The organism is Streptomyces sp. NPDC048639 (assembly GCF_043199075.1).
In the GTDB taxonomy this organism is placed as follows: Bacteria; Actinomycetota; Actinomycetes; order Streptomycetales; family Streptomycetaceae; genus Streptomyces.
In genome coordinates, this window is sequence record NZ_JBICVP010000007.1 from 404,346 (window position 1) to 427,192 (window position 22,847).

21 protein-coding genes and 1 tRNA gene are annotated in these 22,847 nt (G+C 71.3%); 11 read left to right on the plus strand and 11 right to left on the minus strand.

The features are described from left to right. Position 1: 1 nt before the first annotated feature. Positions 2–1,225, minus strand: coding sequence for an HTTM domain-containing protein (locus tag ACGFNH_RS21685; protein ID WP_393656169.1), 1,224 nt, complete (start codon positions 1,223–1,225; stop codon positions 2–4). Further along, complete coding sequence (locus ACGFNH_RS21690; protein ID WP_393656059.1) at positions 1,225–1,899, minus strand: DUF5819 family protein; 675 nt, start codon at positions 1,897–1,899, stop codon at positions 1,225–1,227. The genes ACGFNH_RS21685 and ACGFNH_RS21690 overlap by 1 nt, the downstream gene beginning before the upstream one ends. Positions 1,900–2,162: 263 nt before the next feature. Between ACGFNH_RS21690 and paaA the strand changes: the two genes are divergently transcribed. The 6 genes from paaA (at position 2,163) to ACGFNH_RS21720 (ending at position 7,151) form a co-directional block, all read left to right on the plus strand. Further along, positions 2,163–3,119 carry a 1,2-phenylacetyl-CoA epoxidase subunit PaaA gene (gene paaA / locus ACGFNH_RS21695; protein WP_393656061.1) on the plus strand — a complete coding sequence of 319 codons (957 nt, stop codon included), beginning with the start codon at positions 2,163–2,165 and terminating at the stop codon, positions 3,117–3,119. Next, a complete protein-coding gene (paaB, locus tag ACGFNH_RS21700; RefSeq protein WP_393656063.1) occupies positions 3,116–3,415 on the plus strand; it encodes a 1,2-phenylacetyl-CoA epoxidase subunit PaaB in 300 nt (99 codons plus the stop codon). The genes paaA and paaB overlap by 4 nt, the downstream gene beginning before the upstream one ends. Next, complete coding sequence (paaC, locus tag ACGFNH_RS21705) at positions 3,412–4,113, plus strand: 1,2-phenylacetyl-CoA epoxidase subunit PaaC (protein ID WP_393656065.1); 702 nt, start codon at positions 3,412–3,414, stop codon at positions 4,111–4,113. Before paaB ends, paaC begins: the two co-directional genes overlap by 4 nt. Before the next feature lie 56 nt (positions 4,114–4,169). After that, positions 4,170–4,691: a 1,2-phenylacetyl-CoA epoxidase subunit PaaD gene (paaD, locus tag ACGFNH_RS21710; RefSeq protein ID WP_393656171.1), complete on the plus strand. Its 522-nt coding sequence runs from the start codon at positions 4,170–4,172 to the stop codon at positions 4,689–4,691. Next, positions 4,692–5,792 carry a 2Fe-2S iron-sulfur cluster-binding protein gene (locus tag ACGFNH_RS21715; protein ID WP_393656067.1) on the plus strand — a complete coding sequence of 367 codons (1,101 nt, stop codon included), beginning with the start codon at positions 4,692–4,694 and terminating at the stop codon, positions 5,790–5,792. A gap of 186 nt (positions 5,793–5,978) precedes the next feature. Then, positions 5,979–7,151, plus strand: coding sequence for an acyl-CoA dehydrogenase family protein (locus tag ACGFNH_RS21720; protein ID WP_393656069.1), 1,173 nt, complete (start codon positions 5,979–5,981; stop codon positions 7,149–7,151). Positions 7,152–7,514: 363 nt separating this feature from the next. Here the strand turns inward: ACGFNH_RS21720 and ACGFNH_RS21725 are convergent, their stop codons facing one another. The 4 genes from ACGFNH_RS21725 to ACGFNH_RS21740 all read right to left on the minus strand — a co-directional run bounded on the left by ACGFNH_RS21725 (position 7,515) and on the right by ACGFNH_RS21740 (position 11,207). Then, positions 7,515–7,859: a rhodanese-like domain-containing protein gene (locus ACGFNH_RS21725; protein WP_393656071.1), complete on the minus strand. Its 345-nt coding sequence runs from the start codon at positions 7,857–7,859 to the stop codon at positions 7,515–7,517. Between the two features lie 108 nt (positions 7,860–7,967). Continuing rightward, the gene (locus ACGFNH_RS21730) at positions 7,968–8,831 is read right to left on the minus strand and encodes a hypothetical protein (protein WP_393656073.1); all 864 of its coding nucleotides are present in this window, start codon (positions 8,829–8,831) and stop codon (positions 7,968–7,970) included. A gap of 223 nt (positions 8,832–9,054) precedes the next feature. Next, the gene (locus ACGFNH_RS21735; RefSeq protein WP_393656075.1) at positions 9,055–10,497 is read right to left on the minus strand and encodes a DUF2252 domain-containing protein; all 1,443 of its coding nucleotides are present in this window, start codon (positions 10,495–10,497) and stop codon (positions 9,055–9,057) included. Between the two features lie 326 nt (positions 10,498–10,823). Continuing rightward, complete coding sequence (locus ACGFNH_RS21740; RefSeq protein WP_393656077.1) at positions 10,824–11,207, minus strand: winged helix-turn-helix transcriptional regulator; 384 nt, start codon at positions 11,205–11,207, stop codon at positions 10,824–10,826. Positions 11,208–11,316: 109 nt separating this feature from the next. Here ACGFNH_RS21740 and ACGFNH_RS21745 point away from each other — a divergent pair, with 109 nt between their 5' ends. Then, positions 11,317–11,967, plus strand: a complete 651-nt coding sequence (locus tag ACGFNH_RS21745) for an FMN-dependent NADH-azoreductase (RefSeq protein ID WP_393656079.1) — start codon at positions 11,317–11,319, stop codon at positions 11,965–11,967. 212 nt (positions 11,968–12,179) lie between these two features. Here ACGFNH_RS21745 and ACGFNH_RS21750 read toward each other — a convergent pair whose 3' ends face one another. The 3 genes from ACGFNH_RS21750 to ACGFNH_RS21760 all read right to left on the minus strand — a co-directional run bounded on the left by ACGFNH_RS21750 (position 12,180) and on the right by ACGFNH_RS21760 (position 15,820). Beyond that, positions 12,180–12,833 carry a response regulator gene (locus ACGFNH_RS21750; protein WP_393656081.1) on the minus strand — a complete coding sequence of 218 codons (654 nt, stop codon included), beginning with the start codon at positions 12,831–12,833 and terminating at the stop codon, positions 12,180–12,182. A gap of 85 nt (positions 12,834–12,918) precedes the next feature. Then, entirely contained in the window at positions 12,919–14,736 is a 1,818-nt protein-coding gene (locus ACGFNH_RS21755) for a sensor histidine kinase (protein WP_393656083.1), read from the minus strand. 331 nt (positions 14,737–15,067) lie between these two features. After that, complete coding sequence (locus ACGFNH_RS21760) at positions 15,068–15,820, minus strand: hypothetical protein (protein ID WP_393656085.1); 753 nt, start codon at positions 15,818–15,820, stop codon at positions 15,068–15,070. 256 nt (positions 15,821–16,076) lie between these two features. On the opposite strand from ACGFNH_RS21760, the gene ACGFNH_RS21765 reads away from it, so the two are divergent. Both ACGFNH_RS21765 and ACGFNH_RS21770 read left to right on the plus strand, forming a co-directional pair. Further along, positions 16,077–17,138 carry a PucR family transcriptional regulator gene (locus ACGFNH_RS21765; RefSeq protein WP_393656087.1) on the plus strand — a complete coding sequence of 354 codons (1,062 nt, stop codon included), beginning with the start codon at positions 16,077–16,079 and terminating at the stop codon, positions 17,136–17,138. A 451-nt stretch (positions 17,139–17,589) separates the two neighbouring features. Beyond that, positions 17,590–17,952 (plus strand): STAS domain-containing protein, encoded by a 363-nt coding sequence (locus tag ACGFNH_RS21770; protein WP_393656089.1) that lies wholly within the window; start codon positions 17,590–17,592, stop codon positions 17,950–17,952. Between the two features lie 156 nt (positions 17,953–18,108). On the opposite strand, the gene ACGFNH_RS21775 is transcribed toward ACGFNH_RS21770, so the two are convergent. Continuing rightward, positions 18,109–20,070 (minus strand): copper resistance CopC/CopD family protein, encoded by a 1,962-nt coding sequence (locus tag ACGFNH_RS21775; protein WP_393656091.1) that lies wholly within the window; start codon positions 20,068–20,070, stop codon positions 18,109–18,111. Positions 20,071–20,899: 829 nt separating this feature from the next. Further along, a tRNA-Leu gene (locus ACGFNH_RS21780) sits at positions 20,900–20,986 on the minus strand. 392 nt (positions 20,987–21,378) lie between these two features. On the opposite strand from ACGFNH_RS21780, the gene ACGFNH_RS21785 reads away from it, so the two are divergent. Together ACGFNH_RS21785 and ACGFNH_RS21790 are read left to right on the plus strand one after the other, a co-directional pair. Beyond that, on the plus strand, positions 21,379–22,215 hold the full coding sequence (locus ACGFNH_RS21785) for an FhaA domain-containing protein (RefSeq protein WP_393656093.1): 837 nt from the start codon (positions 21,379–21,381) through the stop codon (positions 22,213–22,215). 10 nt (positions 22,216–22,225) lie between these two features. Further along, positions 22,226–22,756, plus strand: coding sequence for an FHA domain-containing protein (locus tag ACGFNH_RS21790; RefSeq protein ID WP_393656095.1), 531 nt, complete (start codon positions 22,226–22,228; stop codon positions 22,754–22,756). Positions 22,757–22,847 lie beyond the last annotated feature (91 nt).

Genomic DNA, 22,847 nt, shown 5'->3' on the forward strand with positions numbered 1-22,847 from the left:
CTCACCCGACGAGGGTACGGTCGGGCGCCGGTGCATCGCCGCCCACCGTTGCCCGGTCGCGCGCGAAGGGCCGGATGTCCCGGAGCCGAGCCGCCCAGCCGCCCAGCAGGAGCAGGAAGCCCGTCGGCAGGAAGACCGCGTCCGCGGCGATCATCGCCAGGGAGAAGAAGGGCAGCCCCAGGGCGACCGCGAAGGCCGCGTGTTCGAGCATCATCACCGCGAGCAGCACATTCTTGACCCGGCGGTTCATCAGTGTGAAGGGGAACGCCACTTGCACGATCACCGTGCCGTAGGTGATGACCATCACCAGGACACCGCTGCTGCTCATCAGCTCGGAGACGGCCGGCCAGGGCGAGAAGTAGTCGAGATTGACCGGATAGTAGGCCGCGGTGCCGTCCTGCCAGCGCGAGCCCTGGATCTTGTACCAGCCGGCGGTCGCGTAGATCAGGCAGACCTCGGCGATGATCACCATCAGGGCGCCGTTGTGCGCCAGGTTGGCGATGACGTCCAGGACCGTACGTGCCTCCCGCAGGGCGGGCGACCCGTCCGGTGCGTACCGGCGGACCGTCCACCACAGGGCGTGGACGAACCACAGTCCCCAGAAGATCAGCGCCCATCCCCAGCTCACGAGATCCAGCACGGTGATCCCGGCGAGTGCCAGGCCGGTGAGGGCCCACAGGGCGATGCCGGCCACGTCCCGTCCGGGCTCGTCCGCCTCCGCTCCCCTGCGCCGCCGGCGGCGCTCGTCCAGGGACCACACCTGGCCACACCGGGTGAGGACGAGGTAGATCGCCATGAGGTGGATGACGTTGTCGCCGCCGTCGCCCATGAAGATGCTGCGGTTCTGCACCGACAGGACCCCGACCATGAAGAGCACGGACATGGTGCGGGTCCGCCAGCCGAGCAGCAGCAGGGCGCTCGCGACGACGGAGAAGAGATAGACGCACTCGAACCACAGGCGCCCGTCGGACCACATGAGCGCGGTGAACGCGTGGTTCCCGCTGATCATCTGGCGGGCCAGCGTCCAGCTCCACGGCCCGTCGGGCCCGTACATCTCGTGCCGGTGCGGCCACTCGCGGACCAGGAAGAACAGCCAGGTGAAGGAGAAGCCGATCCGGATCACGGCCGTCTGGTACGGCCCGAGCGCGCTGCCGGTGACCTGCGCGATGCCGCGGGCCAGCCGGCGCTCTGCGCGGCGCACGGGGGAGTCGGGGGAGGTCGGCATCACGGGCTGTCGGCTCCCTCGGGGAGGTCCGCCGCGGTGACCGTCCACCACGGGAAGACGCGGTGCACGGTCCGGGTGTCGATCTTCTCGTCGCTCCAGGGGGGCGGTGCGACGGGGGTGGTGGCGGAGCGGACCTGCACCCGCTCGAAGCGGCCACCCTTCGCCTCAGAGTCGAGGCGGTCCAGGACGATGCGGCGTATGTACTGCTCGGAGAGCTGGCCGCGCAGCCCGTTGGGCCGGTTCTTGGCGTCGTGCGAGCCGACGAAGAAGTCCCAGGCGCGGCGCAGCTCGTTCTGCTGCGTATGGCTCGGCAGGAGGTGGTGGCGTATCGCGTCGCCGTCCTGGGCGGACAGATCGGTCCAGTCGGTGGTGAAGATCTGGTCGTCCGCCGTCCGGACCTCGGCGCGAGCCTGAACGGCGATGTTCTGCTGGAGTGGATTGGGAGCGAAGAGCTTCCAGTTCTGCTCGAACTCCGGATAGACGTACGCGTCGATCGCCGAGCCGTGCCGCTTGGTGATCGTGTTGGACGGGGCGACGTGCAGGAAGACCATCAGGATGTGCGTGGCGGCGGCGACAGCGACCACGGCGAGCGCCACCGCGATCACTATTCGCGAGGGCAGCGAGAGCGCCGCGACACCTCCTGGTGCCGCCGTCCCGTCGTCGTCCCGCTCCATGCCGTCCTCCCACATCCCCGGACCTCCGGGGAACGGTACTCAGCGAGCCCCACCCGGCACAGCGCTCATGGAGTTATCCACAGCCTTGACACCCTACGATGCGCCACCGCACCATTGAACCGAACGATCGGTCGGTTGGTCGGTGGAACGGATGCCGGACCGCCTGCCGGACAGGTGGAGCGATTCCCGGACCGGCTGCGGGAAGGGCCGCCCGGCCTGCTGTGGAAACGGAAGTCGGGCTCGTCGATGGAGAGGGGCACCTCGTGACAACGGTGGTCGAGTCCGGGAGCGCAGGTGCTCACGAAACCGCCTTCGACGCCGCGGTGGCGGCCGAGGAGCGAATCGAGCCGCGCGACTGGATGCCGGACGCGTACCGCGCGACGCTGGTGCGGCAGATAGCCCAGCACGCCCACTCCGAGATCATCGGCATGCAGCCCGAGGCCAACTGGATCACGCGCGCCCCCTCGCTGCGGCGCAAGGCGATCCTCATGGCCAAGGTGCAGGACGAGGCGGGCCACGGGCTGTATCTGTACAGCGCCGCGGAAACTTTGGGCACGAGCCGGCAGGAGCTGCTGGACAAGCTGCACGCAGGCCGCCAGAAGTACTCCTCGATCTTCAACTACCCGACGCTGACCTGGGCCGACGTCGGCGCCATCGGCTGGCTCGTGGACGGTGCCGCGATCACCAACCAGGTGCCGCTGTGTCGCTGCTCGTACGGGCCCTACGCCCGCGCGATGGTCCGGATCTGCAAGGAGGAGTCCTTCCACCAGCGCCAGGGCTTCGAACTGCTGCTCACCCTCAGCCGCGGCACGGAAGCGCAGCACGCGATGGCGCAGGACGCCGTGGACCGGTGGTGGTGGCCGTCGCTGATGATGTTCGGCCCGCCCGACGACGAGTCCTCGCACTCGGCCCAGTCCATGGCCTGGAACATCAAGCGGCACTCCAACGACGAGCTGCGGCAGCGCTTCGTCGACATCTGCGTCCCGCAGGCCGAGGCGCTCGGCCTCACGCTCCCCGACCCGGACCTGAGGTGGAACGAGGAGCGGGGTCAGCACGACTTCGGGGCGATCGACTGGGACGAGTTCCGCGAGGTGCTCCGGGGCAACGGCCCCTGCAACGAACAGCGGATCACCCAGCGCCGGCAGGCGCACGAGGACGGCGCATGGGTGCGCGAGGCGGCGGCGGCCTACGCCGCCAAGCACGGGGAGGGGAAGGCATGAGCGGGACGAACGGGACGGCCGACTGGCCGCTGTGGGAGGTGTTCGTGCGCAGCCGCCGCGGTCTGTCGCACACCCATGCCGGGAGCCTCCACGCACCGGATGCCGAAATGGCACTGCGGAACGCCCGTGACCTCTACACCCGGAGGTCCGAGGGCGTCTCCATCTGGGTGGTCCCGTCGTCGGCGATCACCGCGTCCTCCCCCGACGAGAAGGATCCCTTCTTCGAGCCCGCGGGCGACAAGCCCTACCGGCACCCGACCTTCTACGACATCCCGGAAGGGGTGAAGCACCTGTGACCGCCGCACTCGCCCTGGGCGACGACGCCCTGGTGCTCTCGCACCGGCTGGGGGAGTGGGCCGGGCACGCGCCGCAGCTCGAGGAGGACGTGGCGCTCGCCAACATCGCCCTGGACCTCCTGGGCCAGGCCCGGGTGCTCCTGTCCATGGCGGGCGACGAGGACGAACTGGCCTACCTCCGCGAGGAGCGCGCGTTCCGCAACGTCCAGCTCGTCGAGCAGCCGAACGGCGACTTCGCGCACACCATCGCCCGCCAGTTGTACTTCTCGGTCTACCAGGAGCTGCTGTACCGGCAACTGGCGGAGGGGGACGGCCCGTTCGCGCCGCTCGCGCGGAAGGCCGTCAAGGAGGTCGCGTACCACCGCGACCACGCCGAGCACTGGACGCTGCGGCTGGGCGACGGCACCGAGGAGAGCCACACACGTATGCAGCGCGGGCTGGACGCGCTGTGGCGGTTCACCGGCGAGCTCTTCGAGCCCGTCGAGGGAGTGGACGCCGATCGGGAGTCGATGCTCCACGACTGGCTGGCGTCCGTGACGTCCGTGGTCGAGCGCGCCACTCTGACCCTGCCCAGCGGGCCGCAGACCGGGGCGTGGACCGCGGGCGCGGGCCGTGAGGGCCTGCACACCGAGTCGTTCGGGCGGATGCTCGCCGAGATGCAGCACCTCCACCGCAGCCACCCAGGAGCATCGTGGTGACCGGCCGCACCGGGACCGGTGACACCTTGGCGCGCGATGCGGCGCCGGGTGATGCCATGGCGCGCGATGCAGGGCCGGGCGACACCGCGGGCCCGACCGTCCTCGAGGAGAAGCTCCGTCAACTGGCCGGCTCGGTACCCGACCCCGAGCTGCCCATGATCACGCTCGAGGAGCTGGGTGTACTGCGCGGACTGCAGATCCTCGGCCCCGGCCGGGTGGAGGTCGAGCTGACCCCGACCTACACCGGCTGCCCGGCGATCGAGTCCATGTCGGCCGACATCGAACGGTTGCTGCACGACCACGGCATCCCGGAGGTCACGGTCCGTACGGTCCTCTCCCCTCCCTGGACCACCGACGCGATCAGCGCCGAAGGGCGCCGCAAGCTCGAGGAGTCCGGCATCGCGCCGCCGCGCCCCACCGGTGACCGCGGGCCGGTGATGGTGGAACTCGCGGTGCGCTGCCCGCAGTGCGGGTCGACCGACACCACGGTGCTCAGCCGCTTCTCCTCGACCGCGTGCAAGGCGCTGCGCCGCTGCGAGTCGTGCCGCGAACCGTTCGACCACTTCAAGGAGTTGTAGATGGCCCGCCCCGCGACCGAGATGGATCGCTCCGCCCGCCACGGCGCGTTCCATCCGCTGAGGGTGGCGGCGGTGGACCGGCTGACCGACGACTCGGTCGCCGTCACGTTCGCGGTCCCGCCCGAACTGCGCGAGACCTACCGCTTCACACCGGGGCAGCATCTCGCGCTGCGCCGGGCCGGAGGCGGTGCGGAGATCCGTCGCACCTACTCCATCTGCGGGCCGGCACAGGACCGGGACGGTCCGCAGACGCTGCGGGTGGGCGTACGGCTCGTCGAGGGCGGCGAGTTCTCGACGTTCGCGCTCAAGGAACTGGCCGTGGGCCACATTGTCGATGTCATGGCACCGGCGGGGCGGTTCGTCCTGGAGCCGGGGCCGGGGCGCTACGTGGGCGTGGTCGGCGGCAGCGGCATCACACCGGTTCTGTCGATCGTCTCGACCCTGCTGGCACGCGAACCGGAGGCCCGTTTCTGTCTGATCCGCAGTGACCGCACGGTCGCCTCGACGATGTTCCTCGAAGAAGTGGCGGACCTCAAGGACCGTTATCCCGACCGCTTTCAGCTCGTCAGCGTGCTCTCCCGCGAGGAGCAGCAGGCGGGACTGCCGTCGGGACGGCTGGATCAGGAGCGCCTCACCGGGCTGATCCGCACACTGCTGCCGATCGAGGCGGTCGACGGCTGGTATCTGTGCGGGCCCTACGGGTTGGTGCAGGGCGCCGAGCGCGCGCTGCACGCTCTCGGCGTACCACGCAAGCGGGTTCACCAGGAGATCTTCCATGTGGACGAGGGTGCGTCCGCCGCGCCCGCCCGTGCGGCGGCTCCGTCGCACGCCGCCGTGACGGCGACACTGGACGGCCGCTCCGGAAGCTGGCCCGTGCAGGACGGCGAATCCCTGCTGGAGGCGGTGCTGCGCAACCGCGCCGACGCGCCCTATGCCTGCAAGGGCGGAGTGTGCGGGACGTGCCGTGCGTTCCTGGTCTCGGGCGAGGTGCGCATGGACCGGAACTTCGCCTTGGAGGCGGAGGAGGTGGAAGCGGGCTATGTGCTGGCCTGCCAGTCCCACCCCGCCACCGAGCAGGTGGAGCTGGACTTCGACCGCTGACCCGGGCTCCGCCGGCGGCTTGGCGAGGCGGAGTGAGCAGTCCGACGAGTCCCGGTGAGCGCGCCCGGCGCCAGGGAGAGCCGTACGGATACGACCGGAGTCGGCGACACCATTCCCTATTCCTGCAACCTGTTCTACCTTGACGCCTCGTCAGAAGTGAGTGCCGGGCGTGCGGGAGGACGGGCAGTGGACTTCACCTTCACCGAGGAACAGCAGGCGGCCGTCGAGGCGGCGAAGGCGGTCTTCTCCGGAGTCGCTCCGGACGGTGTGCCGAGCCCGGCAATGACCCCGGGTGCGGTCGCGGACGACTTCGACCGGTCACTGTGGCAGACCCTTGCCCGGTCCGACCTGCTGAGCCTCGTACTCGACCCGCGTCATGGCGGAGCCGGGCTGGACCCCATCGCGCTCTGCCTCGTGCTGCGCGAGTCGGCGCGGGTCCTGGCCCGCGTCCCGCTGCTGGAGACGAGTGCGGCAGCACTCGCACTGCGGCGGTACGCCCCTACGGAACTCTGCGACGACGTGCTCCCGCGGGTGGGCCGGGGCGAACTCGTGCTGACCGTCGCCTCCAACGGCCGCACCGGACACGACGGCGCCGAACTCGCCGTCGACGCAACCCCGCACGGCGAGCAGGGGGAGGAAGGCCCGCACGGCGGCTGGACCCTGGACGGGATGCAGACAGCCGTGCCCTGGGCACAGTCAGCGGACCTCCTGGTGATACCCGCCCGCACCGGCGACGGTCGCACCGTACTCGCACTCGTCTCCCGCCTGCACGACGGGATCACGCTGGCCGACCAGATCTCCACCAGCGGCGAGCGCTACGCCGAGGTCCGACTGGACGGCGTACGGCTGACGGGACGCGACGTGCTCACCGCCGAGGGCACCTGGGAGTGGTTGTACGACCTCCTCGCCACAGGGACCTGCGCCCTCGCGCTCGGCCTCGGGGAAGCCGTGCTCGGCATGACCGGCGAATACACCAGCAAGCGCGAACAGTTCGGGCATCCGGTGGCCACGTTCCAGGCAGTCGCCGTCCAGGCGGCCGACCGGTACATCGACCTGCGGGCGATGGAGGCCACGCTCTGGCAGGCAGCCTGGCGGCTGACCGTGCAGGAGACCACCACCGTCGCCACGCGTGCGCTCCCGGCCGGCGCGGATGTCGCCGTCGCCAAGATCTGGGCCTCGGAGGGGGTACGCCGCGTGGTGCAGACCGCGCAGCATCTGCACGGCGGCTTCGGGGCGGACATCGACTACCCGCTGCACCGCTACCACGCGTGGGCCAAGCAACTCGAACTGTCCCTCGGCCCGGCGGCCGCTCATGAGGAGGCCCTCGGCGACCTGCTCGCCGCCCACCCCCTCGGCTGACGTTCTGTTCGGCTGACGTTCTGCTCAGCGGGCGCTCTGTTCGGCGGACGCTCTGCTCAGCGGACGCCTTGCTCGGGCTTTCCGCCCGCCGACCCGTCGCTCGCTCGGTAGTCGCGAACCGCGGCCACGATCAGGCAGCCGGCCCGGGGAGGAACGGGGGGAGCCGGACGCGCCGCAGGTAGTCCCGGAGATCCGGGAGGCGCGTGCACGGAGACACCCGAGCAGACGGGGAGGCTGGACGGAAGGCGGGGAGGGCGTCAACGAAGCCCCGGACAGCAGATCCGAGCAACCGCGAGCGCTCCGGGGCGACCGGGGCGGATCGGGCGATCAGACCGATCAGAGCGATCAGAGCGATCAGAGCGATCAGAGAACGAACGCCTGGTCGCCGCTGTCGGCGACCAGCGGGCGCCCGGCGGCCTCCCAGGCGAGCATGCCGCCGTCCACGTTCACCGCGTCGATGCCCTGCGCGAGCAGATACTGAGCCACCTGCGCCGACCGGCCGCCGACCCTGCACACCACGTGCACCCGGCGGTCGTCGGCGGCAGCCTCGGTCAACTCCCCGAACCGCGCTACAAGTTCGCTCATCGGCAGATGCAGCGCCCCTTCGGCATGGCCGGCCGCCCACTCGTCGTCCTCCCGGACGTCCAGCAGGAGACCGTCGGACGGAACCGTCGCGGCGTCCACCGTCGGGAGCTGGGCGAAGTGCATGGTCAGCCTCTCAGTCGCATCATCGAGCGGTCCTCATCGGGGACCGTCCCCGTCCGGACCTCGGGATCCCTGCGGTCCGGCAGCAACCGGCCGCCCGTCCTCCGAACGCTACCCAACCAGCGATGCCAGGTGGGCCTCACGCTCGGCGACCTGTGCCAAGAGCTGTTCGGCGATCTCCTCGAGCAAGCGGTCCGGATCGTCGGGCGCCATCTTGAGCATCGCTCCGATCGCGCTCGCTTCCAGCTCGGCGGCGACCCCGGCCAGCATTTCCTTGCGCTCGGCCAGCCACTCCAGCCGGGCGTACAGCTCCTCGCTCCGGCTCAGCGGGCTCTCCTCGCGCGGCGGCCCGGCCGCCCACTCCTCGGCCAGGGCACGGAGCGCCTGCTCGTCCCCGAGGCCGTACGCCTCGTTGACCCGCACGATGAACGCGCTGCGGCGCCCCTGCTCCGCCTCTTCCCGGGCCAGGTCCGGATGCGCCTGGCGTACGAGTTCGCGGTAGATCCGGCGTGCCTCCTCGCTCGGGCGGACGCGCTGCGGCGGCCGCACCGGGCGCTCGTTGAGCATGGCCGTCGCTTCGGGTGACATGCCCTCCGAGTCCATCCAGCCGTGGAAGAGCTCCTCCACACGCGGCATCGGCAGCACGAGGCCGCGCGCCTCCTTCGCCTTGCGGATGTCCTCGGGATCGCCGGTCCGGGCGGCGACCGCCTCGGCGATCTGCGCGTCCAGCTCGTCGAGTCGCGAGTACATCGGTCCGAGGCGCTGGTGATGGAGCCGCGAGAAGTTCTCCACCTCGACCCGGAAGGTCTCCACGGCGATCTCGAACTCGATCAGGGCCTGCTCGGCAGCGCGGACGGCCTTCTCCAGGCGGGCTTCCGGCCGCGCGCCGTCCGGGGACTCCGTCCGCTCGGCCTCTGCCTGCTGGGCTCCGACCTGCTCGGATCCCGGGTTCGTTTCGGCTTCCGGATTCGTCACCCGGCCAGCCTACGGGCACTACGGCACACTCCTGCGCCCGACCGCCGCATCATCCGGAAACGAGCCTTCCGCCCGAGCAAGCCGCTGCGCCCGGAGCAAGCCCTTGAGCAGGGGCGGACCCAAGGCCATTCCGGCCCCGGGCCCGCCCCGTTCAGCCCGTCCCTGGGAACGACCCCGCTGACACCCGGAACGGGCCGTCCCGCCCCAGCTCGCCGTCCCGGCCTCAGACCCCGAGCTCGGCCGCTATCCGGCCGCTGCGCACCGCGGCGACGAGCTCACCGTGATCCGCTTCCGTCCGGTCCGCGTAGGCCACCGCGAAGTCCGCCATCGCCTCGTCGAGCCTGTCCGCCTTGCCGCAGTAGCCAGCGATCAGCCGCGGATCCGCGCTGTGCGAGTGCCCACGCGCGAGGAGCGCGCCGGTCATGCGTCCGTAGTCGTCGATCTGGTCGGCGGCCAGCTCGGTGGGGTCGACACTGCCCTTGCGGTTCCGGAACTGCCGCACCTGGTACGGGCGGCCCTCGACACTGGTCCAGCCCAGCAGGATGTCACTCACCACCTGCATGACCTTCTGTCCCATCACGACCCGGCGGCCTTCGTGCGGGACCTCCGGAGCGTCGAAGCCCGCTTTCGCCAGATGGGGCAGCAGGGCCGAGGCCCGGCTCTCCTTCACCTGGAGCACGAGCGGCTCGCCCCGGTGGTCCAGCAGCAGCACCACGTACGACCGCAGGCCCACGCTGCCCGTGCCGACCACCCGGAAAGCGACGTCCTGGACGTCGTACCGCCCGAGCAGCGGCAGTCGGTCCTCGTGGATCGTCTCCAGATAGCCCGCGAGGGCCTTGGCGACCGAGGCGGCCTCGGCGTCGGGCACCCTGCGGAGTACCGGCGGAGCGTCCGTGAAGCGTCGCCGCGGGATGCCGCTCCCCTCCCCCTCGTCGTCGAGCACCGGCTCGGTCGCCTTGGCCGCGAACCGACCGCTGGTGTTGCGCCGGGCCTTCTCCGCGACGCGCTCCAGCGCGCCGACCAGGTCGTGCGCATCCGTGTGCGAGACGAGTTCCTCGTCCGCGATCGCGTTCCACGCCTCCATCACGGGGAGCTTCGCCAGCAGCCGCATCGTGCGCCGGTACGCGCCCACCGCGTCATAGGCGGCGTGGCGGCAGGCGTCCTCGTCGGCCCCGGCCTCACGGCCCGCCAGTACGAGCGATGCCGCGAGCCGCTTCAGATCCCACTCCCACGGGCCGTGCACCGTCTCGTCGAAGTCGTTGATGTCGATGACGAGACTGCCGAGGGCGTCGCCGTAGAGCCCGAAGTTGGCGGCGTGGGCGTCCCCGCAGATCTGCGCGCCGATTCCCGTGACCGGCGTGCCCGCGAGGTCGTACGCCATCAGCCCGGCCGCGCCCCGGTAGAAGGCGAAGGGCGACTCGGCCATCCGGCCCACCCGTATCGGTGTGAGCTCCGGCAGCCTGCCGGTGTTGGACTCCTCGACCGCCGTCACCGCATCCGGACGGCCCGCGTCCTGCGGAAGCTCCGCATGCTCCGAACGGTGAACCCGCTCCCGCAGCGCCTTGCCCCGCTGCTTCGGCGCGAGCGGGTCCTCGGACCACCGTGCGAAACCCGGAACCCACGGAACCCGTTCGTCAGCCGCCACCGGCCTGCCTTCCATCACCATTGCCCAGCCTCCCCCGCAGCTCCCGACTACGACTGGCCATGACCGTACCCCTGGGCCGGAACGGCTGCATGCCCTGTGGACAACTCCCGCGAAGCGCCGCTCCACCTGCACGAAATCGGCGCACACGGACCACGCACGCGGCACGCACGCCGCACGCACGCGGCATGCAACAAGCCCCGCTTCAGCGGTGAGCCGGCGCACCCCTTCAGCGGTGAGCCGGCGCTCCGGCGCCGGGCCCCCGGCGGCACCCCCGGCGGCACCCCCGCCGTCCGCTCCCAGCCGTCCGCTCCCCGCGTGCGGCCTCGGTGGGGGCCCAGGTTCCAGGACTATCCCCGGAAGCTCTCCGGGCACGAACCCGCGTCCGGGAGGTACTGCTCGGCCCAGCGGCCGAGTTCCTTGAGCGCGGGTTCCAGCGCCCGCCCCGCCTCGGTCAGCCGGTAGGCGACCCGCAGCGGCGGCCCCTCGTCCACCTCGCGCACCACGAGCCTCGCGGCACCCAGCTCGCTCAGCCGGTCGGAGAGCATCCGCTCGCTGATACCCGGGACCGCCCTCCTCAGCTCGGCGAAGTGCACCGCCCGCTGCATGAGCACGGACACGATCGGCCCGGTCCAGCGCTTTCCGAGCAGCCCGAAGACCCGGGTGATGCCCGCATCGACTTCCCTGCACTCCCGCTCGTCGCGTCCCCCGCAACCGTCCACGCCACCGTCCATGCCCTCAGAATACTGCGTCGACCTCTGCTGCTGCAGAAAAGTAAGTGACTGTGCTAATAATAGCTGCGTACGGAATTTCAATCACGTTTTCCGCAGCCGGAGGTCCACCATGCCCACGCTCCTTCACCTCGACTCGTCGGCCTTCCCCCAGGGCGGCTCCGCCTCGCGCGATGTCTCGGCCACCTTCCGCACGGCCTGGGAGGAACAGCACCCCCAGGGCAAGGTCATCTACCGCGATCTCGCCGTCGACCCGCTGCCCCATCTGGACGCCGCCGGGATCTCCGCGGCGTTCACCGACCCCGCCGAACACAGCCCCGAGCAGCGGGCGGCCTTCGCCCTGCGCACCGCCCTCGCCGAGGAGCTGGAGGAGGCCGACGCCGTCCTCATCGGTTCGCCGATGTACAACTTCACGATCCCGTCGAGCCTGAAGGCGTGGCTGGACCAGGTGATCGTGATGGGCCGGACCGCCGGTGACGCCCCGTCCGCCGCGGGCACGCCCGTCACCGTGGTCGCCAGCCGGGGCGGCGCGTACGGTCCCGGAACCCCGCGCGAGGGCTTCGAGTTCGTGCAGACCTACCTGGAGAAGGCGCTGAACGGCATGCTCGGCCTCGAGGTCGACTTCATCGTTCCGGAGCTGACCCTGGCCCGGTCGAACCCCGCGATGGCGGACCTGATCGACCTTTCCGACGCCTCGCGGACCAAGGCGCACTCGGACGCGGCGGAGAAGGCCAAGGCCCTGGCCGCCCGCCTGGCCGCCTGAACCGGAGGACACCAGGAGACTCCGGGAATCAGGTGGCTCCAGCACCAGGAAGCTCCGGGGACCGGGTGGCTCTCCAGCACCGGGAAGCTCCGGGGACCGGGTGGCTCCGGCACCGGGAAGCTCCTGAGGACACAGCGGCAGGCACCCGCAGCGCCTGCGCGGTCCGCCCCCGGAGACCCCCGAGAACCGGCCCGGTGACGCCGGGCCCGGGACTACCCCCCGAGCCCGGCGTCCCGCGCCAGCAGCGCCGCCTGTACCCGGTTCTCGCACCCGAGCTTCGCCAGGATCCGGCTGACGTACGTCTTGACCGTCGCCTCGCTCATCCGGATCCGCTCTCCCGCGTCCGCGTTGGACAGCCCCTCGCCCAGCAGCGCCAGCACTTCGAGCTCCCGCGCGGTCAGCGCCTCCAGGCGTCGCCGCGCCTCCTCGCCCCGCTTCACGGCTCGCCCCGAGGCGAGCGAGTCCACCACGTGCCGCGTGGCCCCGGGCGAGAGGTACGCGTCCCCACCCGCCGCCGCGCGTACCGCACTGATCAGTTCGGCCGGTGCCGAGTCCTTGAGCAGGAAGCCGGCGCCGCCACTGCTCAGCGCTCGCAGCACGTTCTCGCGCTCGCCGAACGTCGTGAGCACGAGCGCGCGGACGCCGGGGGCGACCCGGCTCAGCTCCGCGAGCGCCGAGAGCCCGTCCATCACCGGCATCTGGATGTCGAGGAGGGCCACGTCGACCGTGTGGGCGCGTGCCAGTTCGAGCGCTTCCCGGCCGTTCGCCGCCTCCGCGACCACGTCGATGTCGTCGGCCGAGGTGAGGATCATCCTGATGCCCGCGCGAATGAGCGGTTCGTCATCCGCGACGAGGACCCGGATCACTGCTCTCCACCCGTGATCACTGCTCTCCACCCGTTTCCATCCGTCGGAGGCGCGCCGCTCCTGACGGGATCTGCTCGCCGATCATCTAGATCTTGGCCACGTACGACCGTTTCTGGATCAGCTTTCCGTCCCGGAAGCAGAAGCGGAAGACCGGTTCGGTGTTCGGGTCGTCCGAGACCTCGGTCGACATCATGGTCAGGCAGGTCGCGCCCTTGGGGCGGGCGGGGCCCTGGTTGCCCAGACCGCCGGTCAGCAGCGCGCTGCCCTCGGGAAGCTTGTCCCGTACCTCGGCCTCCGGCTCGCCGGCTTTGATCGAACGGTAGAGCTCCGGTTCGATCATGCCGTTGCCGGCCTCCTCCATCACGGCGACCGTCCCCCACACCGCCAGCGCGCCCAGGGCCACGGCGATGAACGCGAGGATCCCGCAGCCGAGCGCCACGGCCCTGTAGCTCCGGTGCACCGGCATGCCCGCCGTCCCGTCGAGGAACGTCCCCACCGGGTACGGGTCGCCCCCGCTCTGGATCGACCCGCCCTCGGGCCAGAAGTCGACATCACCGTCACCGTGCCGGGTGACGTCGGACGGGCCCGTGCCGCGATCGGCCGCGCCCGCGGCCCCGCCGCCCCCCTGCGACGCCGCATCCGGCAGAACCGCACCCGACGCGCCTCCCCGACCGCGGCCGCCACCACCGTCTGGCCCGTACGGCAGGACACCGGCGACCCGGAAACCGCCGTCCGGTGTCGGTCCGGCGTGCACCATGCCGCCGATCAGCCGGGCCCGTTCGCTCAGCCCTACGAGACCCTGGCCGCCTCCCACCGGCACACCGTTCCGAAGGCCGCCCGCACCGGCCACGGGGACCGGCACCGCTCCGTTGGCCACCTCCACCACCAGGGAGTCCGGCTCGTACCGCAGCGCGACCGTGATGCGTGATCCCGAGGCGTACTTGTGCGCGTTCGTCAGGCCCTCCTGCGCTATCCGGTACGCCGCGTGGTCGGCCGCCGGCGCCAACGCCCGCGGCTCGCCCGACACCTGGAGCCCCACCTCGGCACCCGCCGCACGCGAGGACTCGACCAGCCCCTCGATGCCCGAGGCGGCCCGGGACGCGGGCTGCGCACCCTCCACAGGAGGAGGCGCCTCCGTACCGTCCCTGAGGATGCCGACCACCTCGCGCAGTTCGTGCATCGCGGCCACCGACGCACCGCGCAGCACCCCCACCGCCTCGCGCTGCCGGTCGGTCAGCTCGGGGTCCACCTCCAGCGCGCCGGTGTGCACGGCGATCAGCGCGAGTTGGTGGCCGAGGCTGTCGTGCATGTCCTGCGCGATCCGCTGCCGCTCGCGCATACGGGCCTGCCCGGCGATCATCGCCCGCTCGCGGAGGAGCTGGGCGTTGTGCTGCTGGAGCGTGTGCAGCAGCCTGCGGCGCTGCCGCCAGTAGCGGCTCGCCAGACCCGGCACGATCGTCGTGGCCAGGAAGATGACGGTCGAGAAGATCGCCGTCGCCACGGGCGGGAGATAGTCGGACTCGGAGTACACGCTGATCGCCACGTGCAGCACCAGGGCCGCGCTGAACGCGCCGATCGCCCGTCCGCGCGCGGCGATTCCCCGCCCCGCCGACCAGCCCGAGGCGATCAGCAGCGGCATGAACCCGCTGAGCAGGCCCGATGCCGCGCCGGTGAGCACCAGCACGCTCGCCGGCAGGATGCGGCGCAGCGGCGACAGCAGGCTCACGGTCAGCGCGGTCGCCGTGAGTTGCAGGGGACCGCCGCCCTCGAGGGCCTCCAGTGCTGCCGCGAACAGCCCCAGGACCAGGGCCAGGACGATTTCCCCGAAGATCCGCCGTGCCGGCCACTCCGCCCCTACGACCAGGCGGTTCCAGACGCCACGCACCTTCTCGCTCCCGTTCACGCCGCACACGGTAGGCAGGACTCGCCCTTCTGCACACTCCCCTTCGTCGCACCTGGATGCGACGAAAGTCGCGCGAGGACGGGGGAGGAGCCTCCGCGGACGCCAGTGGACCGCCTCGCGGAGCCCCCGGACGTACGAGCACGGGCGGTGTCGTCGCGCTCTCCTCGGCCGGCCGGGAAGCGCGCCGCGTACTCCGCGAACGCAACCCGGCGCGGGAGGCAGGGCTCCGGAGCCGCTGACCCTCGTCCGGCCGCTCGGGATCCTCGGGCCGCTCCCCCGCGGGCACCCGGCTCGTGGTGGCGGTGCCGTGCGGCGCGGTGAACAGTGCGGGTCATCGGTGGTCCAGTGCGGTTGATCGGGGTGAACGAGGTGCCGGCGAGGCCGGGTGGCCCCGCCCCGTCGAGGAGCAGTCGGCCCCGCTGTCCGTCAGGGACGCGGTCCGGTCCGTGGACGAGGCGGTGTCCTCCACAGGGCCGGAGGCCGAGGCGCATGGCTCGACCCAGTAGAACTCCCCCGCCTCGTCGTAGGCGCACAGCAGTCCGGTACTGCCGGGTGCCGGCGTCCGGCCGCTGCCGCTGCGGCGGACCGGCACGATCGCCGCGGACCCGTCCTCGGCGACGACCTCCGCGGCGACGACCCCGGTCCGGCCGGAGTCGGTATCCATCCTGCCGGGTCGGATGGTGCAGGTGAGCCCGACGAAGTCCCGCCGGGACAGCGCCGGTTCGCCGGGGAGGAACCTGGCCAGAGGCCGTACGAGGGCACGCGTGAGGCACCAGGAGAGGAAGAGAGACGCGAAGAGCAGGGCGAACTGGAGCAGATGGAACACCGAGCCCTGCGGGTTCTCCCGGCCCAGGAGCACCGAGCCGGAGAGGCTGAGGAACCAGCCGAGGACGATCAGCAGGGAGGCGGAGACCGAGACCGGCACTCCCTCCAGGCCGAGCGCGGCGGCGTCGAGGTCGGTGTCGAAGTCGTTCCGGTCGGCGAATCCGAGCAGGACCAGCAGCCAGAACCCGATGACCACGACGAGTGCCGAGGTGAACGGCACCGTGGGGAAGCCGACGGCGGTCTCCAGGATCTCGGTCATCGTCTTCCCCCCTTCGTACCCACACTCATCGCAGCGGTCGGTGCTCCCAGGGGCGGCACTGGCAACAGGTTCTTTCCGGCGCCCGGCAGCCGGTTTTCCGTCCCGCCCCCTATGCCGCATAGTGGCAGCGCGAAGACCCGGCCCGCATTGCCGTCGACCGGCAGTCTTTACGTATCCTTGATGCCGGTGGCCGCCGCCGTGGGCGGCATGGCCGGGCACTGTCAGGGCGTCAAGGGCGCGTCGGAAAGGGGGGTCCATGGCGGACCGGTCGATACCCGAGGACCATTTGACCGGCTATGCCGAAATCCTGATGGCCGCTTGCGCCACGGGCCGCAGGCTGAGCCGCGACGAACTGGAGGCCCTGCGCAGTCAGGGAGAGCGTGCGGCCGAGGCGGGCATGGGACTGCGGGCACTGGTCCGGGCTCATCTCAGCGCCGCTCGGTCGGTCGGCACCGGCCTCACGCCCGCTGCCGCCGAGCACGTACTCGCCGCGGTCGAGCAGGCGGTGGACGCCTTCGCGGAGGGCCACGAGCGGGCGCAGCGCCTGGCGGTGCGTCAGGAGGAAGCGGCGCGGCGCGAGTTCATCGACGATCTGCTGTACGGGCGCAGCGACCTCGGACGGCTCGCCGAGCGGGCCGAACGCTTCGGACTCCTCCTCTCCCATGCCCACACGGTCGCCGCCGCCCAGGGCACAGAGCCGTTCGACGACGGCTCACCCCTCACCCGCAGGATCGAGTCCTCGCTCTTCGCCCGGTTCGGTGACCGCCGCATCCTGCTCACCACGAAGGACGACCGGTTGATCTGCATCGCGCCGGCCGACGAGTCCGATGTCCTCACCTTCTTCGCCAAGCAGGCGTACGCGGCAGCGGAAGGCTGCCGGGTCGCCATCGGCCGCGCCCATGCCGGCGCCGGCGGTGTCGTCCACTCCTACGAAGAGGCGCTGAACGCCCTCGACCTGGCCCACCGCATGGGCTTCGACGGCCCGGTGCTCCACGCCGCGGACCTCCTGGTCTACCCCGTGCTCACACGGGACCGGCAGGCCATGGCCGACCTAGTGCGCAGCGTCCTCGGCCCGCTCAAGCAGGCTCGCGGCGGACCGCAGCCCCTGCTCGACACCCTCACGGTCTACTTCGACACGGGCTGCGTGGCAGCGGAGGCGGCACGGCAACTCACCCTGAGCGTACGGGCGATGACCTACCGGCTCGACCGCATCCGCCGGCTGACGGGCGCCGATCCGGGCGACCCCGTGCACCGGTACACCCTTCAGACTGCGGTCATCGGCGCACGGCTGCTGGACTGGCCCGCGCAGGAGCTCTGAGGCGGGCCGCGACGGTCCGAAAGGCCCCGCACATGTCCGCCGCCCCGCGTCGGCGCTCCCGCATGCCTCGGCCTCCTGCCTTCTGCCCGAGCGCAACGCGGTGGCCGAGGCACTGCGCCGGGCGTGGCCCACGGCCTGGCGGCGGCAAGGCGGCGGTCGGCGCCTTCGCCGGTACGCACTGTGCGGCGCGCTTCGCCCGGGCCCGCCTGCGTTCCGGACCCGGCATGGGCGGACATCCTCGCCGTCACCGTGCCGACCGGGATCGGTTTGCCCGTCGTCCTGCTCATGAGCGATTCCGGCGCGAAGCCGTCCGACCACGGACAGGATCCATGCGACCCAGCCGGGCACCACGCTTTGGTCCTCGTCGGTGAGCGCCGTTGAAGACCCGCGCCCTCGGTCCTAGGCTGGAGAGCACCTGCAGCATCTTCGTATGCGGTGGGAGGCGGTATCTGTGGCTCAGCCTCCAGACCTCGGAATCGCCCCGCTGCCCTGGACCGGCGACGACAAGGCGCTGACGCTCCACCTGAGCGGGGAACTCAGCGTGTGGACGATGCAGACGCTGCGTGACGAGGTCATCTACCGCTGCCGGAACGGTAACCGGCGCCTCCGGCTCGACCTGACCGGTGTGAGCGCATGCGAGGTGCCGACCCTGTACAGCATCATCGGTCTCATGCACGGGATGCGGGCGGCCCGGGGGTATCTGTGTCTGACCGCGCTCAGCGACTCCGTCATGCAGGCCATGGCACGCAGTGGGCTCGACCCCATGGTGCTCCTGTGGGACCTGTTCAAGGACAGCGGTCAGGCGCGCGCATGACATCACGAGCGGCGCCGCGCCTTCCGGCCCCGCTGCTCACCGCACGGCACCGCATCGCACGCACCACATCGCACGCACCGCACCACACCGCACCGCGCCGACTTCCGTAGTGTGCCGCGGTGTTCGGCGTACTCCACGGGCCCGGCCCTCCCCGCGTCACGTACGGCCCGGGGCCCGGCCGATGCGCACCTCCGCGGTCTCGGTGACCTGATCGATCTCCGAGACGCGCACCGTGACCTTCATCGTCCATGTGCCGGGCAGGGGAAGCCGCAGCTCTTCCGCTCCCCAATACCCGTGCCGGTCGGCGAGTTCGGCGTCGATGGGGCCGATGTCGTGCTCGCGCAGCGTGAAGGTGACACGGAGCTCGGGGACGATGGCCAGGCTGCCGTCGCGGCCGAAGACCACTGCCTGCACGGTGTTCGCACCGACCTGCCCCGGCTCCAGCACGACCTGCACGCTGCCCCGCACCCGTCCCTTCGCCGTATCCACGCCGAAGGGGACCAGCGTCCGGCTGACCGTACGGTCGGGGGTCCTGGTGGAGGCGGATGTCTCCGCGACGGCCCGCCCCGGCTGGGTACCGGTGAGCACGGCGGTGAAAGCCAGCACGACGAGACCGATGACGACTTCTGCCAGGACCGAGCGGCGCAGGCGCCTGAAGGGCTCGTCGTGGCCGGAGTGCCCCGGACCCGTTCCCTGGGAGGTCGCCCGGGGCGGCCCGGAGACGTGAGTGGTCGTCGGTACGGCGGGCGCTCGGCCGTGCTCGGCGGCGAGCGCCCCGGCGCCCACCGGCTCCGGCGTCCGTTCCGTGTCGTGTTCCGCGTCGGCGGACACCGCCTCCGCCGCGGGAAGCGCGCCCAACCGGGCGGTCCACCGGCGCGAGCGTGCGGCCGCGAGCAGCAGGAGCAGTACGGCGTACACCTTGAGGGTCAGCAGCTTGCCGTACGAGGTGGTGAGGAGGGCGTCCCACGAACCGACTTGGCGCCAGGACTGGTAGACGCCGGTGAGCACGAGCACCACGACGGAGCCGAAGGCGATCCGGGAGAACCGGGTCACGACCGCTGCCGACGGACACCGACCGGAAGGGGCGCGGAACAGGGCGGTGAGCAGGCCGGCCAGCCCGCCCAGCCAGACCGCCATGGCGAGCAGGTGCAGGACGGCGGAGACCATCGCCGCGGGGACCTGGATGCCCGCCGAGGCATGCTCGGCAGCGGCCCAGGTCACAGCCAGGCCGCCGGCCAGCAGCCCGCCCGCGGCGAGAAACCCCCCTCTGCGGAGGCGGTCCGCCTGTGCCCCCTTCGCGCCCTTCCCGTCGTCGGTGACCGTGGCCCGGGGTATGCGCCCGGTGGCCACCAGGGCGAGGAAGACACCGGCCAGGGCCACCAGCAGAAGCCGCACGGCCAGGGCGATACCGGGCCGCGTGCCCAACGTCCCGCCCAGCGCCGGGAGATCGAGCATCCCGCCGGGTCCGGTCCCCGACTCGTAGGGTCCGCGGAGCAGCAGCAGGACCACGGTCGACAGCAGCAGCGCGGACCAGGCGACGGCCACGATCCTGCGCAGCGCGCGGAGACGCGCGCCGGGGAGCCAGCAGCCGAGAACGAACACCGCCACTCCTACGACGAGGGCCAGGCTGCCGTAGGCGACATACCGGCCGATGCCGTAGAGCACGCTCGTCGCGGTGTTCTCCGGCGGCGGCTCCCGCACGGCGTCCGTGGCGGACGGCTTGCCGATGGAGAAGGTGAACGCCCCCGAGATCGGATGGCTGTCCGCGGAGACCACGCGCCAGGCCACGGTGAAGGTGCCCCGGGGAAGATCGCTCCGCAGCTTCACGCGGACCGTGCCGGACGCACCGCCGACATGCTCCGCCACGGTGCGGTTCACCCGCCGGTTGTCGGGATCGAGCACCCGCACGGAGTCGTCGGAGAGCGTGACCCCTTCGGTGAACCGGAGCGTGACCACGCCTGGTGCCCGTTTCAGGACTGCGCCGTCCTGAGGGTCGGTGGCGCGCAGCGCGGCATGCGCGGACGCAGTGCCGGCGCCGCCGAGGAGACTTCCGAACACCGCGCCGAACAGCAGGACAAGCGTCGCCGCTCTCCTGGCCCAGCGCGGCATCACGTTCATCGGCGAGCTCCCTGAGGCAGCGTCGGAAAGACAGGACAGCCAGGAGTACGAACGGCTGCCCTCCACCGCTCACCGTCCCCGACCGCCACCCCGTGCCACACCCGCTGGAACGATGTCCGTGCGACCGCATGACGACGGAAGGCGGCATGAGAATCCCCGTACGCTGCACCGACGAGGCGTCCGGCGGCGGGAGTTCAGGAGCGGCGGACGCGCAGATGCCGGGGATGCCGACTACGCCCGGCGCCGCCGGCCATCGCTTCGACCACAGCCGGGTTCACCGCCGCGGCGGCTGCGGAGCGGGCAGGACCTCTGCAGATGATGGGAGATCGTCGGCCGGTGGGGAGATCGTCGGCCGCGACAGCTCGAAGCCCGGCGTCATCCCGCAGACACGGACCCCACCGCCCGTACGTGAGGCGATCACCGACAGCAGCCGCAGCCGTACCGGGCCGCCAGGGCCTTGGCCATCTTCGCCGGGCCGACGGCCCGCCCGGCCTTGAAAGAGTGGCGCGGATGCCGGCCCCTCGGATGTCCCTGGCGTCGTGGACCGGCGACCGCTGAATCACCGGGCGCCGAACGGGAGGTGGACGCCGCGGGAACTTCCTGGACGCCTGCCCCCACCGGCCATCGGGCACCAGACGACCGGCTACGCCACAGCCGTCACAGCACCACCACCCCAAGAAGCGGGCCTCGGCCGTGAGATGGCTCACCGCCGGGTGCCCTGCCACGTACGGGCTTCGCCACCGGAGCGGGGAGATCTGCGCCACAACGCGAGAAGCGGGTCCCACCAGGACTTCCGTCCTTGGTGACGACCCGCTTCGTCGGTACCTCATGGTGCGCGAGGGGGGAGTTGAACCCCCACGCCCTTTCGGGCACTGGAACCTGAATCCAGCGCGTCTGCCTATTCCGCCACCCGCGCATGGGTGTTGCCGTCAGGCTTTCTCACATTCCCCGGACCGATTCGCCCGGGTCCCGTGGGACCGCCTTCCGACATCCAGAAGGTTAGCACGCTGTCGGGGGTGGATTCACACGCCTATTCCCAGGCCTCATGGGGCGCGTATGCGCAGGCCCCGTGGGGCGCGTGCGCGTGGTGCAGCGCGCCCCACGGGGCCGTGCACCGTCACGGTTGCGGGACACTGTTCCGGGGATGGCCTCTACCATCCGGTGTGGCCCACCAGGATCAGACCTGTGAGGGGCGACACTCGACTGCGGGGGCATGAAGTGGAACCACTCGTGTTTGCCGCTCGTGGATACGATCAGTAAGCAGTACCAGGACGATTTCGACGAGCGCAGCAGGGAAGGAGGTGCCCGGTGGGAGTACTGAAGCGCTTCGAGCAGCGACTCGAGGGTCTCGTGAACGGCACCTTCGCCAAGGTGTTCAAGTCCGAGGTGCAGCCCGTCGAGATCGCGGGAGCACTCCAGCGGGAGTGCGACAACAACGCGACCATCTGGAACCGCGACCGGACCGTGGTCCCCAACGACTTCATCGTCGAGCTGAGCACACCCGACCACGAGCGCCTGAGCCCGTACTCGGGACAGCTCGGCGACGAGCTGTCCAGCATGGTGCGTGACTACGCGAAACAGCAGCGCTACACCTTCATGGGCCCGATCAAGGTGCACCTGGAGAAGGCGGACGACCTCGACACCGGCCTGTACCGCGTACGCAGCCGCACCCTCGCATCGAGCGAGTCCCAGGGTCCGCAGGGTCAGCAGAGCCGGCGCCCGGCCGCCGCCGCCCCGCACGGCGGCCGCCCCGCGCAGCCCGCCGGCGCCCCGCCGATGCCCTCCTCGCCCCCGGCTGGTGGACGGTCCGGCGCTGCCGCACCCGTGACGCGGCTGCCCGGTGCGGGCCCCATGCCGGGCTCGCAGACCCGCCGCTGGATCGAGATCAACGGCACACGCCACCAGATCGTCCGGCCCACCCTGGTGCTCGGCCGCAGCACCGAGGCCGACGTACGGATCGACGACCCCGGTGTCTCCCGCCGACACTGCGAGATCCGGACGGGAACGCCCTCCACGATCCAGGATCTGGGTTCCACCAACGGCATCGTGGTGGACGGGCAGCACACGACCCGCGCTACGCTCCGCGACGGCTCGCGGATCGTCGTGGGCAGCACCACCATCGTTTTCCGGCAAGCCGAAGGGTGAAGCGGGGGCAATGTCAGAGCTGACCCTGACGGTCATGCGGCTGGGCTTTCTCGCCGTACTGTGGCTGTTCGTCATCGTGGCCGTACAGGTCATCCGCAGCGACCTGTTCGGCACGCGCGTCACCCAGCGCGCAGCCCGGCGCGCGGAGGGCCAGGCCCGGCCTTCCGGCGGGCGGCAGCAGCAACAGCAGCCGCCGCCGCAGCGTGCCGCGTCCAGCGGTCGCAGCGGGGGCCGCCAGCGCCGGGGGGCGCCGACCAAGCTCGTGGTCTCCGAAGGCAGCCTCACCGGCACCACGGTGGCCCTCCAGGGGCAGACCATCTCTCTCGGCCGCGCACACGACTCGACGATCGTGCTGGACGACGACTACGCGTCCAGCAGGCATGCCAGGATCTACCCGGATCGTGACGGCCAATGGATCGTGGAGGATCTCGGGTCGACCAATGGCACGTATCTCGACAGGACCCGACTCACCACCCCGACCCCGGTTCCGCTGGGCGCGCCGATTCGCATCGGCAAGACCGTTATCGAGCTGCGGAAGTAGTACGAGAATGAGCGAGCGGAGCGAGCGGGCCCCGGCCGCGTCGGCATCCCTGCCGGCGGGCGGCGCGGCAGACGTGAGCGCGCTCCCGACC